At 59.7% G+C, this 15,742-nt stretch carries 13 protein-coding genes; all 13 read left to right on the top strand.

From position 1 onward, the window contains the following. Positions 1-2: 2 nt before the first annotated feature. The 13 genes from FJ867_RS17570 to FJ867_RS17510 all read left to right on the top strand — a co-directional run bounded on the left by FJ867_RS17570 (position 3) and on the right by FJ867_RS17510 (position 15,379). A complete protein-coding gene (locus tag FJ867_RS17570; protein ID WP_181168384.1) occupies positions 3-929 on the top strand; it encodes an ABC transporter permease in 927 nt (308 codons plus the stop codon). Beyond that, entirely contained in the window at positions 926-2,494 is a 1,569-nt protein-coding gene (locus FJ867_RS17565; RefSeq protein WP_140818043.1) for a sugar ABC transporter ATP-binding protein, read from the top strand. The genes FJ867_RS17570 and FJ867_RS17565 overlap by 4 nt, the downstream gene beginning before the upstream one ends. Next, positions 2,491-3,456, top strand: a complete 966-nt coding sequence (locus tag FJ867_RS17560; RefSeq protein WP_024504913.1) for an ABC transporter permease — start codon at positions 2,491-2,493, stop codon at positions 3,454-3,456. The genes FJ867_RS17565 and FJ867_RS17560 overlap by 4 nt, the downstream gene beginning before the upstream one ends. A gap of 149 nt (positions 3,457-3,605) precedes the next feature. Further along, entirely contained in the window at positions 3,606-4,610 is a 1,005-nt protein-coding gene (locus FJ867_RS17555) for a substrate-binding domain-containing protein (RefSeq protein ID WP_127326396.1), read from the top strand. A 99-nt stretch (positions 4,611-4,709) separates the two neighbouring features. Then, on the top strand, positions 4,710-5,888 hold the full coding sequence (locus tag FJ867_RS29045) for an ABC transporter permease (protein ID WP_246675075.1): 1,179 nt from the start codon (positions 4,710-4,712) through the stop codon (positions 5,886-5,888). Next, positions 5,792-6,595 carry an ATP-binding cassette domain-containing protein gene (locus FJ867_RS17545; RefSeq protein WP_246675083.1) on the top strand — a complete coding sequence of 268 codons (804 nt, stop codon included), beginning with the start codon at positions 5,792-5,794 and terminating at the stop codon, positions 6,593-6,595. The genes FJ867_RS29045 and FJ867_RS17545 overlap by 97 nt, the downstream gene beginning before the upstream one ends. Continuing rightward, a complete protein-coding gene (locus FJ867_RS17540; RefSeq protein WP_246675074.1) occupies positions 6,595-7,782 on the top strand; it encodes a serine hydrolase domain-containing protein in 1,188 nt (395 codons plus the stop codon). The genes FJ867_RS17545 and FJ867_RS17540 overlap by 1 nt, the downstream gene beginning before the upstream one ends. A 242-nt stretch (positions 7,783-8,024) precedes the next feature. Beyond that, the gene (locus tag FJ867_RS17535; protein ID WP_140818038.1) at positions 8,025-8,906 is read left to right on the top strand and encodes an MBL fold metallo-hydrolase; all 882 of its coding nucleotides are present in this window, start codon (positions 8,025-8,027) and stop codon (positions 8,904-8,906) included. A 65-nt stretch (positions 8,907-8,971) separates the two neighbouring features. Then, the gene (rhaS, locus tag FJ867_RS17530; RefSeq protein ID WP_140818036.1) at positions 8,972-9,994 is read left to right on the top strand and encodes a rhamnose ABC transporter substrate-binding protein; all 1,023 of its coding nucleotides are present in this window, start codon (positions 8,972-8,974) and stop codon (positions 9,992-9,994) included. A gap of 691 nt (positions 9,995-10,685) precedes the next feature. After that, entirely contained in the window at positions 10,686-11,903 is a 1,218-nt protein-coding gene (locus FJ867_RS17525) for an ABC transporter substrate-binding protein (RefSeq protein ID WP_127267175.1), read from the top strand. A gap of 77 nt (positions 11,904-11,980) precedes the next feature. After that, positions 11,981-13,897: an ABC transporter permease gene (locus FJ867_RS17520; protein ID WP_140818034.1), complete on the top strand. Its 1,917-nt coding sequence runs from the start codon at positions 11,981-11,983 to the stop codon at positions 13,895-13,897. Then, positions 13,890-14,684, top strand: coding sequence for an ABC transporter ATP-binding protein (locus tag FJ867_RS17515; RefSeq protein ID WP_050580513.1), 795 nt, complete (start codon positions 13,890-13,892; stop codon positions 14,682-14,684). The genes FJ867_RS17520 and FJ867_RS17515 overlap by 8 nt, the downstream gene beginning before the upstream one ends. Positions 14,685-14,686: 2 nt before the next feature. Next, complete coding sequence (locus FJ867_RS17510; RefSeq protein WP_128307782.1) at positions 14,687-15,379, top strand: ABC transporter ATP-binding protein; 693 nt, start codon at positions 14,687-14,689, stop codon at positions 15,377-15,379. The last annotated feature ends 363 nt before the right edge of the window (positions 15,380-15,742 follow it).

Raw genomic sequence — 15,742 nt, 5'->3', positions numbered from 1 at the left:
CTTTGGCCCCGTTTCTCCTCGCCTTCATCCTTTTCTTTGTCATAAACGTCTTCATTCCCGGCTATGCCAGCGTCATAAGCCTGCTGTCGCTTCTGCTGCTTTCCAGTCTGCTTGGCATCGCCTCGATCGGCCAGACCCTGACGATCGTCATCGGCGGCTTCGACCTTTCGATCCCGGCTGTGATCGGCTTGTCTAACGTGCTGTTCGCGCTGCTTTACGGCGCCGGCTATTCCGCTTTTGCTGCGGCCGTGTTCATTCTAGCGCTGGCGACGCTGATCGGTCTGGCAAACGGCTTTGCATCCCGATACCTGCAGCTCAACCCGCTCGTGGTGACGCTGGCGAGCGGCTCGATCATCCTTGGCGCCATCTGGGCAGGGACGCATGGCGAGGTTTCGGGCTTTGTGCCTGATTGGCTCGTCAACATGGTTTCGGTTATCGGCAAGACCGGTGCCATCCCGCTGCCCGGCTCCGTGGTGATCTGGCTGCTCATCGCCGGCGGCATCCTATTCCTCGAGCGCAAGACCAAGCTCGGCCGCTGGATGTTCGCCGCAGGGGCAAATCCTCGCGCCGCCGAATTGGCCGGCGTGCCGATGCTGCTCGTCTGGATGAGTGTCTACGCGCTCAGTGCCTTCCTGGCAGCGACGACGGGCATTCTACTTGCAGGCTTCAGCGGAGCGGCCGATCCGACCGTCGGCGCAGCCTACCTCTTCACCACTGTCGCAGCAGTCGTCGTCGGCGGCACGCCGCTGACCGGCGGGCGCGGCGGCTATGGGCGCACAATTGCCGGCTGTCTTGTCGTAACAGAACTTAGCACCCTCCTTGTCGGTCTCGGGCTCGACCAAGCGGCACAGCAGATATTCCTCGGTTTCCTGATCGTCGGGCTCGTGGCGCTCTATGGCCGCGAACCGCATCTGAGTATGTGCATATGAACAGCGCGGTCCATCAGCGCGCGATAGAACCGCCCGCCGACCGCAAGGGCATGCCGCTGCTTCTGTCCGCGGATGGGCTTCGCCGGACATTTGGCGAAACGATCGCGCTTGATTCCTGCTCGCTGTCGATCCGCGAGGGCGAAATCCATGCCGTTGTCGGAGAGAATGGTTCGGGCAAGAGCACGCTGATCAAGATACTCAGCGGCATCGTCCGCGCAGAAGCGGGCACACTGGATTGGCTCGGCCGGCAAGCCAGTTTCGCGAATCCGCGTGCCGCGCAGGACGCCGGCATTGCTACGGTGTTCCAGGAGACGCTGGTCCTTCCAGACATGTCAATTCGTGACAATGTCATGTTGGGCCTGGACGGCATGATCCGTCGCAAGATGACCCCCTTGCGCGAGCGCGAAGCCGTGCGGAAAGCACTGGCGGCTGTCGGTATCGGCAATCTTGATATCGAGCGGCTGGCCGGCACGGTATCGCTCGCCAACCGCCAGATGATCGGCGTCGCACGGTCTCTTATGCGGCCCTGGCGCCTGCTTATCCTCGATGAATCGACCTCCGCGATCGATATCGAAGACCGCGATCGTCTCTTCGAAGTGCTACGAAGTTTCCGTGGCGAAGGGCGATCGATCCTATTTGTCTCGCATCGCATGGACGAGATTCACGCCCTTGCCGATTGCACGACGGTACTTCGATCTGGCCGGAGCGTCGCATCGCTGGAGCGCGGCGCAGTATCGAGCGAAATCCTGCTCGACCTGATGTCGACGCGCGAAGGTGCGCGGGCGGCGGAAGGCGAAGGCTGCGGCGAGACTATTCCCGCCAATGCCGAGGTGATCGTCGGCGTGCGAGGCCTGTCGGTTCTCGAAGGCAAGCCGACACTGGATCTCGACCTTCGTCGCGGCGAGATCATTGGCGTGGGGGGGCTGGAGGGGCACGGCCAGGTCGCCCTGCTGGAGTGCATCGCTGGTCTGCGTCGCGCGCCCACGGGGACAGTGCACGTCGGGACCATCACCATACGGTCGCAACGCGACGCGTCGCGCGCGAAGATCGCGTTCCTGCCGCGCGACCGCAAATCCGAGGGTATCTTCGCCCCGCTGTCGGTGCTCGACAACGTGACCGTATCGGCGCTCGGCTCATTCGCCCGTTGGGGTGTGCTGGGCACAAGGAAGCGGATAGAGGTCGCCGGCGAGGTCACTCGGCGGACCAGGGTCAAGATGGCTGGGCTCGACACGCCGATATCGGCGCTGAGTGGCGGCAACCAGCAGAAGGCGCTACTCGGGCGTCTGATCGCCACCCAACCGCGTGTGTTGGTGTTGAACGATCCGATGCGTGGTGTGGATCTGGGTGCCAAGCGCGACCTCTACGAGGTGCTCAATAATCTCGCTTTGAGCGGCGTTTCCATCCTGATGCTGTCGACCGAACTGGTGGAACTGTGCCTGCTTTGCCACCGGGTGGTTGTGTTTCACGATCACGCCGTCAGCGCGATCGTCGAGCGCGGCGACCTTAGTGAACGCGCATTGATCGATGCGATGTTCTCGCAACGCCGACTGGAGACCTCGACATGAAGTGGCTCGGCGACCGCAGCTACGCATGGCCCGTGCTCATTGCGGTGGTCATTTTCACTGCTCTCAACGCCTTCGCCAGCCCCGCTTTTACCGATGTGACGAACTGGAACGGCATGCTCATCGGCGTGGCGCCGTTCATCATCACCGCCATGGCCCAGACCGCGCCCGTGCTTTCAGGAGAGGGCGGGATCGACCTTTCGGTCGGGCCGCTTGCGGGGCTCGTCAATGCCATGGTGACGTCGATCCTCGTGCCGAATGGGTGGGCCGATCCGGTGACAATCATCGGCGCTTCGCTGGGCGTCGGCATCTTGTCCGGCCTGTTGAACGGCTTCCTCATCGCAGTCGTGCGCGTCCAGCCGATAATCGCAACCTTGGGCACGTTCCTCGCCTTCCAGGGCATTACGCTAGAGATGCTGCCCATGGCCGGCGGTCTGGCGCCGCAATGGCTGCTCGGTCTTGCAGGCAGCTATGGCGGACTTTCGGGGATGCTCGTCCTGCTCATCGTGCTTGGCCTTGTCTGGCTGGCGTTCGAGCGGACAGGCTACCGCCGCAACCTGCTCGCCGTTGGAGGGGATGCGCGCGCTGCCTACGCATCGGGCGTCAATGTGGCGGGCGTGCGCATCATCGCCTACGTCATTGGCGGCGTGCTGGCGGCGATCGCTGGGCTGGTGTTTACCGCTGCCCTCGGTTCGGGTGATCCACGCGTCGGCGTTCCGTACACGTTGACCTCCATCGCTGCCGTCGCGCTGGGCGGCATCGCCTTGACCGGCGGGCGAGGGGGCATGCTGGGTGCAGCCGCGGCCGGCACGCTGCTCTTCCTGATCCAGACCCTGTTCACGCTGGCGCAGGTTTCGATCTTCTACATCCAGATCATGTACGGCCTGATCCTTCTGGTTGCGCTGACCTTGAACGCAGCCGGCGAGCGCGCGCGGCGCGGCCGTATGACAAAGCAGCTCGGCTGAGCCGCGTTGCCTCCGCGGCCAAGCAAGTCGTCGCGGCAAGCTTCGCGCATCGCGATGGTTGGATGCTCAACCACGACTTAGCGCCCAAAGCCGTTTGACCTAGACCAATTCATGTCGGTCTTATCGGCCGGTTCTTTTGGGAGGAGATCATGAACATGCTACCAGCTTCGCTGGCACGGCGCGGCGTGGCCGCAGTTGCGTTTTTGGGTGTCTGCGTCTTGGCTTCGCTAAGCGCGGCCGGTGCCGCCAGCGCCCAGGACAAGCCGCGCATCGTCATGCTGGGCGGCCCGCTATGGGATCCCTTTTTCGGCGCGATGAAGAAGGGCGGCGACGACGCTGCTCGTGACCTCAATGTCGACTACCAGTGGATCACCGGCACCGATCCCAACAATTTCGTCGCCGACTACGCCAAGCTGGTGAAGCAGGCCGCGAGCCAGAAGCCGGCCGCCATGGTCATAGGCAACTACTTCCCGGACACGCTCGACCCCATCATCAAGGAGATCACGGCCAGCGGCATCCCGGTCATCATTCAGCATGATGGTGGCGCTTCCTGGCGGGATATCGGCGCGATTTCATACGTAGGCTTCAGCGCCCGTGACCTCGGTCGCTCGGTTGGTGAGAGGGAGATCAAGGCCGGTGCAAAATTCGGCCTTTGCGTCAATCACGTTCCCGGCAACACCACGCTGGACCTGGATTGCCTCGGCTATAACGATGCCTTCAAGGCGGCCGGAGGCGACTCCAAGGTCCTGACCATCCAGTTCTCCGATGCCAGCAACCCTACTTTTGTCAGCAGCGCCATCCGTGGTGCGCTGCAAAGCGATCAGAGGATCGATGCGATCTGGACCATTGGCGCCGTGCAGGGCGTTGCTTCCGTGGAGGCCGTCAAGCAGAGCGGAAGAAAGATCGTCAATGCTTCGCTCGGCCTGTCGCTCGGCTCGCTCGAAGCCTTGAAGAACGGCGACCTGCTCTTCATCGCCGACCTGCAGCCATATCTCGACGGCTACTACGCCTTGCTCGCGGCATACCAGTATGTGCAATACAAGATGCTGCCAATGGGTCAGATATCAACCGGTCCGCTGATGATCACCAAGGACAATGTTGACGAGGTGCTGAAAGTCAACGGGACCTATCCCGGCGTCAGAGGGGCGTCCTGATTACGCGCCAGCTCCCTGCGATCGTGGCGCGCCCGAGATCCTGCCTTCACTGTCCCTCGGATCTTCTCAACCAATCCCAGCACTTGCCGGATGACGCTCATGACATTGGAAACACAGGCGCTGCGTGACGCATCGGCCGCCACCTCCCGGCCAATGCGGAGCTGGTCTCCGTCCAGTCTAGTGCGCAGACCCGAGTTCGGTGCCTTCGTAGCCACCGTTTTCGTCTATGCTTTCTTCGCGGCGACGGCCTATCGGTACGGCTTCGTAACCTTCGACGGCACCGCCGGATGGCTCAACACCGCAGCCGAGCTCGGCATCATCGCCATACCGGTCGGCATTCTCATGGTTGCGGGCGAGTTCGACCTGTCGGTCGGCGCGGTGGTAGGCGCGGCGTCGATCACGGTTGCGATCGGCACGACATTGTTTGGCTTTTCCGTGTGGCTCATGATCTCAGCCACCCTTGCACTTGGCCTGGCTGTCGGCGTCCTGAACGGTCTCCTTGTCGTGCGCACCGGGTTGCCGTCCTTCATCGTGACGCTTGCCAGCAGTTTCAGCATAGGCGGCCTGTCACTTGGCCTGGCGCGGCTGCTCAGCAACACCACCTCGGTCTCGGTGAAGTCGACACCGCTTTCAGATGCTGTCTTCGCATCGAACTGGGGCCAGGCAAACATCTCGATCCTGTGGTGGTTCGCCATCACGATCTTTGGCGGTTGGGTACTGGCGAGGACCGCGTTCGGCAACTGGATATTCGCGACCGGTGGAAACCCTGTCGCGGCGCGCGGCGCCGGAGTACCGACAGGTTTTGTCAAGATCGTGCTGTTCATGATGACCGGTCTTGGCGCGAGCCTTGTCGGTGTCATCCAGGCGGTCGGATATCATTCCGGCAACGCGACTGCCGGCCTCGGCTATGTCTTTCAGGCACCGATCGTCGCCGTAATCGGCGGCGTCCTGCTCGGCGGCGGCTACGGCTCCGCGTTCGGGGTGTTTCTCGGCACCGTCATTTTCGGCGTCATCAACATCGGCATCTTCTACACCGGATGGAGCACCGACTGGGTCCAGCTCTTTCTCGGCGTTCTGCTGATGGCGGCCGTGATCACCAATCACTACTTCCGGCGCCTCGCCATGAGCGCTGGCCAGCCGACAGCGCGAGGTTCTGCATGGCTTCTGAAAACCGCCCCCTCATCGAACTGCAAGGCGTCTCCAAGCGCTTTGCCGGCGTCCAGGCGCTTACTGACGTGTCTCTTAGCGTTCCAGCCGGGCAGGTGGTCTGCCTTCTAGGTGACAACGGTGCCGGCAAGTCGACATTAATTAAGATCCTGTCGGGCTTTCACGGTCCTAGTGAAGGCAAGATCCTACTTGATGGCGTGGAAACGCAATTCACCGATCCGCGCGATGCCCGAGCGCGCGGTATCGCCACAGTGCATCAGGATATCGGCACCATTCCGCTGATGAGCGTGGGCAGGAACTTTTTTCTTGGCGCCGAGCCCAAGAAAGGTGTCTGGCCGTTCCAGCGGCTAGACATCGAGAAGGCGAACCGCGTCTCCGTGGAGCAGATAAGGCGCTTCGGGATCACGCGTGTGCGCGACGGCAACCAATTGGTGGGATCGCTATCGGGGGGTGAGCGACAGGTGCTTGCAATCGGGCGAGCTATGTATTTTGGCGCCCGCGTCCTGATTCTGGACGAGCCGACATCGGCACTTGGTGTCAAGGAGGCCGCTACCGTGCTGCGCTTCATAGAGGCCGCGCGTGCCGAGGGTGTCGGCATTGTCTTCATAACGCACAATGCACATCATGCCACGCTCGTGGGCGACCTGTTCACCGTCCTGATCCAGGGTCGTGTTGCGGCCAGTTTCAAGCGCGGTGAAAAGAGCAGCACGGAACTGCTGTCGCTGATGGCAGGAGGCGAGCAGATGGAGGACATAGCGGGCGAGCTCGCCGTTCTGGCGCCGACAGTTACGACAACGCCCCTGGGAGAGACGCAATAGTGACCACACGCGATGTGCATTCGATCGACGCCTTGCTTCGCAGGGCGGCGCAGCGCGGTGACGTGCCCGGCGTCGTTGCCATCGCGGTCGACAAAACGACCCGGCTGTATGAGGGCGCCTTCGGCCTGCGTAACCTTACCAGGCGCGCACCGATGACGCTGGACACAGTCTTCTGGTACGCATCGATGACCAAGGCCCTGGTGGCGACGGCGGCGATGCAATTGGTGGAGCAGGGGCGGGTCGCTCTGGACGAGCCGATCGGAAGCGTCCTGCCGTCGCTTGCCTCACCAGAGGTTCTCGATGGTTTCGACGCGAACGGCACGCCAATGGTGCGGCCGGCCAAGCGGCCGATCACACTCCGGCATCTGCTGACGCACACATCCGGCTATGGCTACGACATTTGGAATAAGGCGGTCGAGCGCTATATGCGCGAGAACCACATACCGCTGCTAGTCGACTGCAAGTTGAGTTCGCTCGCTCAGCCTCTGGTGGCCGATCCGGGCGAGAAATGGGAATATGGCATCAGCATCGACTGGGCCGGGCAGGTCGTCGAAGCTGTCAGCGGCCTATCGCTCGAGGACTATCTGCGCGAGCACCTGTTCGCGCCCCTTGGGATGCACGACACGGCGTTTCTGATAAAACCGGCGTGGCGCGAGCGCCTGGCGGACGTGCATCGCCGCCAAGCAGACGGCTCGCTTGTTCCGATCGAGCATGAGATCTCCCAGCAGCCCGAATTCTTCATGGGCGGCGGCGGCATCTACGGAACCGCTGGCGACTACGCGTCGTATATCCAGATGCTCTTGAATGACGGGCGAGCCAAGGATGGCACTGTCGTGCTCAAGCCGGATACCGTCGAACTCATGGGCCAGAATAGCATCGGCGACATCAAGGCAGGCGTGCTCACCTCGGTGTTGAAGGATCTCGCCAACGATACTGATTTTTTCCCTGGCATGCCGCAGAAATGGGGATTGAGTTTTCTGCTCAATACGAGTGATTCGCCCAATGGGCGTAGCGCCGGCAGCATGACCTGGGCTGGCCTTGCCAATACCTATTTCTGGGTGGATCGCTACAGAAGCATAGGCGGCGTGATCATGACGCAGATACTGCCTTTCGGGGATCCGATCACTCTGAAACTCTATGAAGGCTTCGAGCGCGGTCTCTACTTTGGACCGAGCAAACCTTCGTAGCGACGATCGCCCCCATCTCTCATCGCCGAACGCGATGGTTGCTTGGCAATTTACGATTTCCGTTCCTTCGGACCATGTCCTAAGAGACCTAATGGCGGTCGTTCCGGTTCGCCATCTCGGCCGTTTTGGAGGATGGCGGTCGTGCTCCCAGGCTTCGCCGAGCGCTTGCGTTGACGGCCCGCTGAAGATTGGGCGCTTCTCCGCTCCGCTTGCACCCTCCCGAAGAACCTTGGGAATGTGACGTGACAGCAGCCAAACCACACTGCCAGCCGTCGGGTGCCTATCACATCGCCATCGGCGACATGACGGTGACTGCGGTCAATGACGGTACCTTTCAGGCCACTTTCGATATGATCGCGGGTATCGATCAGGAGGATTGCATCCGCATCGAAACAGCGGCGTTCCGTCCGGTTCCGCCCAAAATGACGATGAATGCCTTTCTGCTCCGGACCGGCGATCATGTGGCGCTTGTCGACACGGGCTGTGGAACGCGTTCGGGACCGACGTTGGGCATGGTCTGCCGGAACTTGGCGGCAATCGGCATTGTTCCCGCTGACATCGACACCATCCTGATCACGCACATGCATCCCGACCACATCAATGGGTTAATCGATGAAGCCGGTGAGGCTGTGTTTGCGAACGCAGAACTTGTCGTCAACGAGGCCGAGCTCCAGTTCTTTCGAGATCCCATGTCGCCCTCACGCTCACCCGATGGCGAACCGCAGGAATTTTTTGAAGGGTTCCGGCGGGCTACCCGGCCGTATGGAGAGCGCATCCGGACGGTTCGTGACGGACCCGTCATGCCAGGGGTCATTGCTGTCACACAGGCCGGCCATACGCCCGGCCACACCGGCTGGCTCATTGAATCCGGCGGTGACTCTGTAATGATCTGGGGCGACATTGTTCATATGCCGCATCTACAATTTACGGCGCCCCAGGCAGCAACGATTCTTGACATAGACCGCGATCTGGCTGTGGCTACCAGGCGGCGTGCCTTGGATATGGCGGCTGCAGACAGGCTTCGCATAGCCGGCATTCACCTGGACTTTCCTGCCTTCGGTCATGTCGAGCGACGAGGCGGTGGCTATGCCTTCGTTCCGGAGGTCTGGCGCGCGGTTGTCTGACGATTTGGCGTCCCTCTGTTGGAGCGCCCCAATATCGATCTCTTGAAACTAGATGGGAGGAAGCAATGAATCCGGATCGCCGTCGGCTTTTGAAACTCGTGTCCGGTGCTGCGCTCGCTGGCGTTACGTCAACGGCACCTTTGCGGCCCGCCTTCGCGCAGCAGAAGCTGCGCATCGGATTGGTTGTCAAGGTCATGGGCATCAGCTATTTCGACGTGACCCGCGATGGTGGTCAGCAAGCGGCCGATGAACTAGGCAATGTCGAACTCGTTTACACGGGTCCGACCGCAGCGACCGTCGAACAGCAGATTGCGGTCATCGACGCGCTCGTCGCCCAGAAAATCGACGCTCTTGTCATCTCGGCCAACGACGCCACAGCCCTCATCCCTACAGGCAAGAAGGCGATGCAGCGTGGCATAAAGGTCATCTCCTTCGATTCTGCGATCGCGCCGGAAGGCCGCATAATGCATGTGAACGCCCCGCACGATGACTTAATCGGCGCCAATGACGTGCGCATGATCAGCAAGACGCTCGGTGGCGAAGGCGAGGTCGCAATTCTGTCGGCAACCTCGCAGGCAACCAACCAGAACCTCTGGATCGAGAAGATGAAGGAGGAGTGGCAGAAGGAGAAATATGCCAAGCTAAAGCTGGTCGGCGTGGTCTATGGCGACGACGCGGCGGACAAGAGCTATCGCGAGGCGCAGGGACTCATAAAAGCGTACCCAAATTTGAGGGCCATTATCTCGCCGACCGCCGTCGGCATTGTCTCCGCCTGCCGGGCGGTTACCGATGCAGGTCAGTTGGGCAAGATATTTGTTACGGGCCACGGCCTGCCTTCGGAGATGAAGCCAAACGTGATTTCCGGTGTGACCGATACGTTCCAGCTTTGGAGTCCTGCTGATCTCGGCTACGCGGCCGTCATGTATGCCGGCATGCTCGCGCGTGGGCAAACCGACGGTGCAGCCAACAGCACCACCAAGATCGGTCGTCTCGGCGACATGACCGTGGAGGCGGACGGCAGCGCTTATCTCAAGGACCTGTTGGTATTCGATAAGTCGAACATCGAAGAGTGGGCGACGAAATTTTAAGCGTCAGGAGTTTCGGACGCCTGGTTGTGCGTGATCTCGAAGCGAACCAAAGTTTTCGTCAACGGGCAAACTCTCGCGCTTTACGGGAGGTCGTGATTGCGGGCTTTTAATCAGCCGATCTGAACGAAGTTTGCCCCGGGGACACTTGCCGCAAGGGAAGTTTCGGCGCTCTGGGCCGGCATGCCGATCCGATCGTGCCGTTCGCATTCCTACCGGGCGGCACTGGGCTGAAGCTTCTGCGCTACGGGCGTGTCCGTGACGACCTTATCCTCGACGCGGAGCGCTTCTGTCTGGACACAGAAATTCGCCTTGTCAGTAGGGTGCAAGGGAATTGCTCCGTGGAGAGGGCGAAGAGTTCGCAAATGATTCCGCGATACGCGGCGAACCCTAGTACCCGGCTGCAGCCAGCCCGTCAGCGTGCATCTCCAAACGCGATGACATGTTTTCCATATGAGACTCCCTCACGCCGGCAGTTGCGGTAAAAACCCTGGAAAAGCAACCCGAGCCACAGAATTGGGCTGAGCCCACGGTGTAGGCGGATATTTGTCGTGGGGGAGGAGCGTTGCCGCAACCCTACCATTTGCGCCATCGCCAGACAGTCTGGTTGGCGGCGATTATGCGCCCGAACCCTTGGTTCACGACAATCCAAACCGCCTTAACACGACAAATATTAATGACGAGGAACTAATAAATGCCAATGAAGACACTTGCTGCTGTCGGCCTGACAATAGCTATCGCTCTGACCGGTACTGTCCCGACATCAGCCCAGATGAAGAGCAGCACGTTCAACATTCTGATGCTGACTGATCTTTCCTCGGTCTATTCAGAAACCTCAGGTCCAGGTGATGTGGAATTCGCAAAGATGGCGGTCGAAGATTTCGGTGGCAAGGTCAACGGGGTTCCGATAAAAGTCATCGTCGTCGACAACAAGCTTGATCCGGCGCTGTCCGTCAACAAGGCACGCGAGATCATCGATTCCCAGGGCGTAAATCTGATAACGGACGTGTCGAGCTCAGCGGCCGCGATCGCTGTTGCCAAGCTTGCCAACGAACGACACATTCTGACGACTTTCGTCAGCCCAGGAACCATGGCACTTTCCAACGAGGCCTGCGGTAAATACACTTGGCACTACGGTTACGATACTTCAGCCATGTCGGTCCCAGTCAAACAAATGACCAAGGAGGGCACTAAGAAGTGGTACTTTATCGCGGCTGACTTTGCCTTCGGTAAATCTCTGCTCGATTCTTTCTCAAAGGCTGTCAAGCAGAATGGCGGCGAAATCGTCGGGGTGGACATGGTGCCGTTCCCCAATGATGATTTCTCAAACTATCTCCTGAAAGCGCAGGCGGCGGGCGCGCAGGCCATCGGCATTCTTGAATCGGGTCAGGACCTGCGCAACGCGGTCAAGCAGGCACGAGAGTTCGGATTGATGGACGCCGGTATAAAGATTGTTCCCGGCCAGTTGAATCTGTCGGACGTCAAAGCTCTTGGCCCAGACACTTGGGCTGGCGTTAACGCCGCGCTGATCTGGTATTGGGATCTGGACGACGAGACCCGGAAATTCGCCAAACGCTTCCATGAGAAACTGAATTTCTATCCCGGCGACATCCACGCCGGGAACTATTCCGCCGTCTATCAGGTGCTGAAAACGGTCCAGGAACTCGGCACCGACGATCCCGACAAGGTGACGAAAGTCCTTGAAGGCCGACGTTTCAGCGACATGTTCGCGAAGGACGCGCTCATGCGCAAGAGCGACCATCTTGTGGTCAAGCGCACCTTCGTCGGTCAGGTCAAGCCCGCGTCGGGCGTGAAGAACGATAGTGACTTTTTTGATATCACCGGCTCGGTTCCAGGTGACGAGGCGTATTATCCGGAGACGGACAGCACCTGCAAGCACGACTGGGAGTAGGACGACATAGTTCCCGGCATCGGTTTATCGACGTCGCCGGGACGCATCTGGCCTGCAGGGATCCGGAGTTCTACCTAATGTCATATTATGCGATATTGCTCTTCAATGGGCTGGTGACCGGCGGGGTCCTGGCGCTGATGAGCCTCGGAATGAGCATCATTTTCGGCATGATGCGCGTGGTCAATTTTATGCATGGCTCCATGTTCATGCTTGGCGCCGTCACCGCGTTGGTTCTGGGGTCTCAATTCGGCCTCTCGTTGTGGGTCGGCTTCCTCGTTTCAGCCGTCTTTGTTGGCACGACTGGCATCGTGCTGGAACGGCTGCTTATACGGCGCCTCTACGGCCTCGACCTTGCGTATGTTCTGATCCTAACGTTCGGCCTCTCGCTGATCATGCAAGACGTCGTCCGAATATTCTACGGTGTGACGTCCGCGCCCTATCTTGTGCCCGGCCTTCTCAAAGGTGCCGTCAACCTTGGGTTCGTCTCCTATCCGAAATATCGTCTCTTTGTCGTCATAGTATCGATCGGCTTGTGTTTCGGTACATGGTTCGCGCTGGAGCGTACCCGTTTGGGCGCCCTTATCCGGGCGGCCTCGGAGCGGCCCGGTCTCCTCAAATGCTTCGGTGGGAACGTACCCCTCCTCATTTCCGGGACATTCTTCTTTGCCTCGGCTCTGGCCGGGCTGGCTGGGGCGCTCTCCGCGCCGTTGCGCAACGTGTCACCCTTCATGGGCGAAGAGATGATCAATTTCGTCTTTGCTGTGGTCGTTGCCGGCGGGATGGGGTCGATTGCCGGCTCGGTGGTCATGGGCTTTGCATCCGGTCTCGTCTCGGCCATCGCAGCGATCTTCTATGCCCCGGCGTCCACCGCAGTCATTTACATCCTTATGCTTGTTGTGCTGCTGGTGCGGCCCGGCGGTATCTTCCAGGGCATCGACATCTCTCATTTCGCGCTTCACTACACACCGATGACGGAGCGCGCGCGACAGGTATTCCTGAGCAGGCCTGCCGCCTTGGTCGCGCTTGCTGCCGCCCTTCTGCTTCCTTGGGTGATCTATCCGGTCCTGGCGACCGATATCATCCTATGGGGATTGTTCGCCCTCGGTTTCGATCTTCTGTTCGCATTCGGTGGCCTGCTATCTTTCGGACAGGCGGCCTATTGGGGCACTTCCGCTTATGTCACCGGCATTCTGATGGTTAAGCTCGGGGTCCCGATGCTACTTTCCGTGCTCACGGGTGTCGCCGCCAGTACGGCTGTCAGCCTCCTCTTCGGCTTGGTCGTCGCGCGAAAGAAGGGGATCTATTTCTCGATGATCACTTTCGCGTTCGCATCGATCGTATATTTCATCATCAACCAGTTTCCCGACTTTACGGGGGGCGAGGATGGCCTGCATGGGCTGGTTCGGCCGACACTCCTGGGGCTGGATCTGGGCGATGATAGGGTCTTCTACTATGTATCTCTGGGCGCTGTGGCACTGGTGGTCTACGCCATCCTACGGCTTCTCAAATCGCCTTATGGGCTCGCGCTTCTCGGCGCTCGCGAGAACGAGCAGCGCTTAATGAGCATTGGGTACAATGTATACAGCCTGCGAGTGAAGGCTTACGTGTTTTCGGCTTTGGTATGTTCGATCGGAGGCGCTTTTTATGCGCTGAACCATCAGTTCGTTACGCTCGAGATGGTCAGCTGGCGGGCGTCCGGAGAGCCGGTCATGATGACGCTTCTGGGCGGAGCAGGCACCATTTTCGGGCCATTCGTTGGCAGCGGCGTCGTCCTGATGATGCGCAGCACGCTTTCGTCGATAACGGACAGCGGCAGCCTGTTCCTTGGCATTTTGTTCGTCACCATTGTGCTTCTGTTCCGCCGCGGCATACTCGGCGAAATCGTGCATTATTCCGTTGACCGCGTTCCACCCGCCGAAATGTCTGGCTCGGGCAGGCGATATGCATCGAAGCCCGATCGGGTTGTCGCTACGGGAGATGCAGCCGATGCCTGATTGTGGCCAGAACATTGGCGAGAGCGCTGGCGGAACCGTGATGCCGCTACTGGAACTGCAGTCCGTCACGATGAGTTTCGGCGGCTTCAAGGCGATCAATGACTTAAGCCTGAAATTCGAGAGAAAGCCGGTTTACGGCATCATCGGCCCTAATGGGGCCGGCAAGACGACTTTGTTCAACGTCTTGAGCGGGTTTTATCGGCCGAAGCGTGGTCGGCTGCTGTTCAACGGCCAGGACATGACTCGTTTACGTGCCGAGCAGTTTGCTCGCCAAGGTATCGTGCGCAGCTTTCAGATCACGAGCATCTTCCCCAATCTCTCGGTCATGGACAATGTCGTGCTGTCGGTGCAGCGCCGAGCAGACGGGGGTACGAAGGCCTTCGCAAAGATCGACTGGCATGAGGATCACCGGCCGGAAGCGTCGGCACTGCTGGATCAGGTCGGAATTCCGTCCTCTTTGCGCGGTCGACCCGCAGGGGACCTGCCATATGGCCGCAAACGCGCCTTGGAGCTCGCGATTTCCCTGGGAGCACACCCAACGATTCTCCTTCTCGACGAACCAACCGCTGGGATGACGACGGCAGATGTATCGCGTACGACGGACCTTATTGCGCAACTCTCCGTCGACCGCATGATCATCGTCGTGGAGCACAACCTCGGTGTCATCGCAAATGTCGCCGATGAGATCATTGTATTGCAGCAGGGGGCGCTTCTAACGCGCGGTCGCTACGCCGACGTCCGACAGGATCCCCGGGTGATAGAAGCCTATTTGGGAAAGCGCCATTGAGCATGCTGGAGATAACGGATCTCGACGCCTATTATGGCGAAAGCCATATTTTGCAGGGCGTCAACTTGTCTGTCCAGACTGGCGAAGTGGTAACGTTGGTGGGGCGAAACGGTGCCGGCAAGACCACGCTGCTGAAGTCGATCATCGGCGATATTCCCCGACGAACCGGGAGCATCCGCTTCATCGGAACCGAAATCATCGATCTCTCGCCTGAGCGGATTTGCAAGATGCGGGTCGGTTTTGTGCCGGAAGACCGCGGAATTTTCTCGACGCTGAACGTATACGAGAATCTGACGATCGGCCGTGCGAACGGAGACACCGCCTGGCCGCTCGACCGGATCTATGAGTATTTCCCGATCCTCAAAACCCGGCGCTCGCAAAAGGCCGCGTCGTTGTCGGGTGGGGAAAAGCAGATGCTAGCGATAGCGCGGCCCCTTTACATGGGCGCTTCGTTTCTGATGCTCGACGAGCCGACAGAGGGGCTGGCACCTGTCGTGGTCGATGCGATCGGTGCACTGATCAAAGATATCAAGTCCACGGGACTGACCATTCTCTTAGTCGAGCAGAATCTTCAATTCGCCGCCGAGGTCGCCGACCGGTACTACGTAATCGAAAATGGAAAAATCGTCAGAGAAATGACGAACCATCAGATGGCCGAAGATCAACAAAGTCTTCTCGATCACCTCGGAGTGTGAGGCACGACCAGGATGTTGTCGAGCTCCGGATGGCAATGGCGAATCAAACCTTATGACAACGCCCATCCTCGAGCTCCGCTGCCCGACCGCGAAAACGCCGGGCACGCTCATGCGCGCTGTCGCCGATCCTGGCCTGCGCTGTCCCAGGACATCTCGATCGCAACGACACAGCCGAGTTACGCGCGAGGGCCAAGCCAATTTAGCGTTACGGTCAAAATGCAGTGATTGATCTTCTCTGTGGATTGCACTGAGGCACCCCTCCCAAAAAACTAGTTGTCTTCTTGGTCTTAGGTTCGCCGGACCATACGAGAGAATATGAAGGAAACCGGTTGGCTAACCATCCTCTACGTATTGATTGTATAT

The organism is Mesorhizobium sp. B2-5-3 (genome assembly GCF_006441005.1).
Lineage (GTDB): Bacteria > Pseudomonadota > Alphaproteobacteria > Rhizobiales > Rhizobiaceae > Mesorhizobium.
The sequence above is the reverse complement of the archived record's forward strand: the minus strand, read 5'-3'. Positions and strand labels throughout refer to the sequence as shown.

What these genes read in the sequence shown, in the direction of transcription:
- FJ867_RS17525 (WP_127267175.1), top strand. Translation starts at nt 10,686, where the DNA reads ATGCCAATGAAGACACTTGCTGCTGTCGGCCTGACAATAGCTATCGCT.
- FJ867_RS17515 (WP_050580513.1), top strand. Translation starts at nt 13,890, where the DNA reads ATGCCTGATTGTGGCCAGAACATTGGCGAGAGCGCTGGCGGAACCGTG.
- FJ867_RS17510 (WP_128307782.1), top strand. Translation starts at nt 14,687, where the DNA reads ATGCTGGAGATAACGGATCTCGACGCCTATTATGGCGAAAGCCATATT.
- rhaS (WP_140818036.1), top strand. Translation starts at nt 8,972, where the DNA reads ATGAATCCGGATCGCCGTCGGCTTTTGAAACTCGTGTCCGGTGCTGCG.
- FJ867_RS17565 (WP_140818043.1), top strand. Translation starts at nt 926, where the DNA reads ATGAACAGCGCGGTCCATCAGCGCGCGATAGAACCGCCCGCCGACCGC.
- FJ867_RS17555 (WP_127326396.1), top strand. Translation starts at nt 3,606, where the DNA reads ATGAACATGCTACCAGCTTCGCTGGCACGGCGCGGCGTGGCCGCAGTT.
- FJ867_RS17560 (WP_024504913.1), top strand. Translation starts at nt 2,491, where the DNA reads ATGAAGTGGCTCGGCGACCGCAGCTACGCATGGCCCGTGCTCATTGCG.
- FJ867_RS17520 (WP_140818034.1), top strand. Translation starts at nt 11,981, where the DNA reads ATGTCATATTATGCGATATTGCTCTTCAATGGGCTGGTGACCGGCGGG.
- FJ867_RS29045 (WP_246675075.1), top strand. Translation starts at nt 4,710, where the DNA reads ATGACATTGGAAACACAGGCGCTGCGTGACGCATCGGCCGCCACCTCC.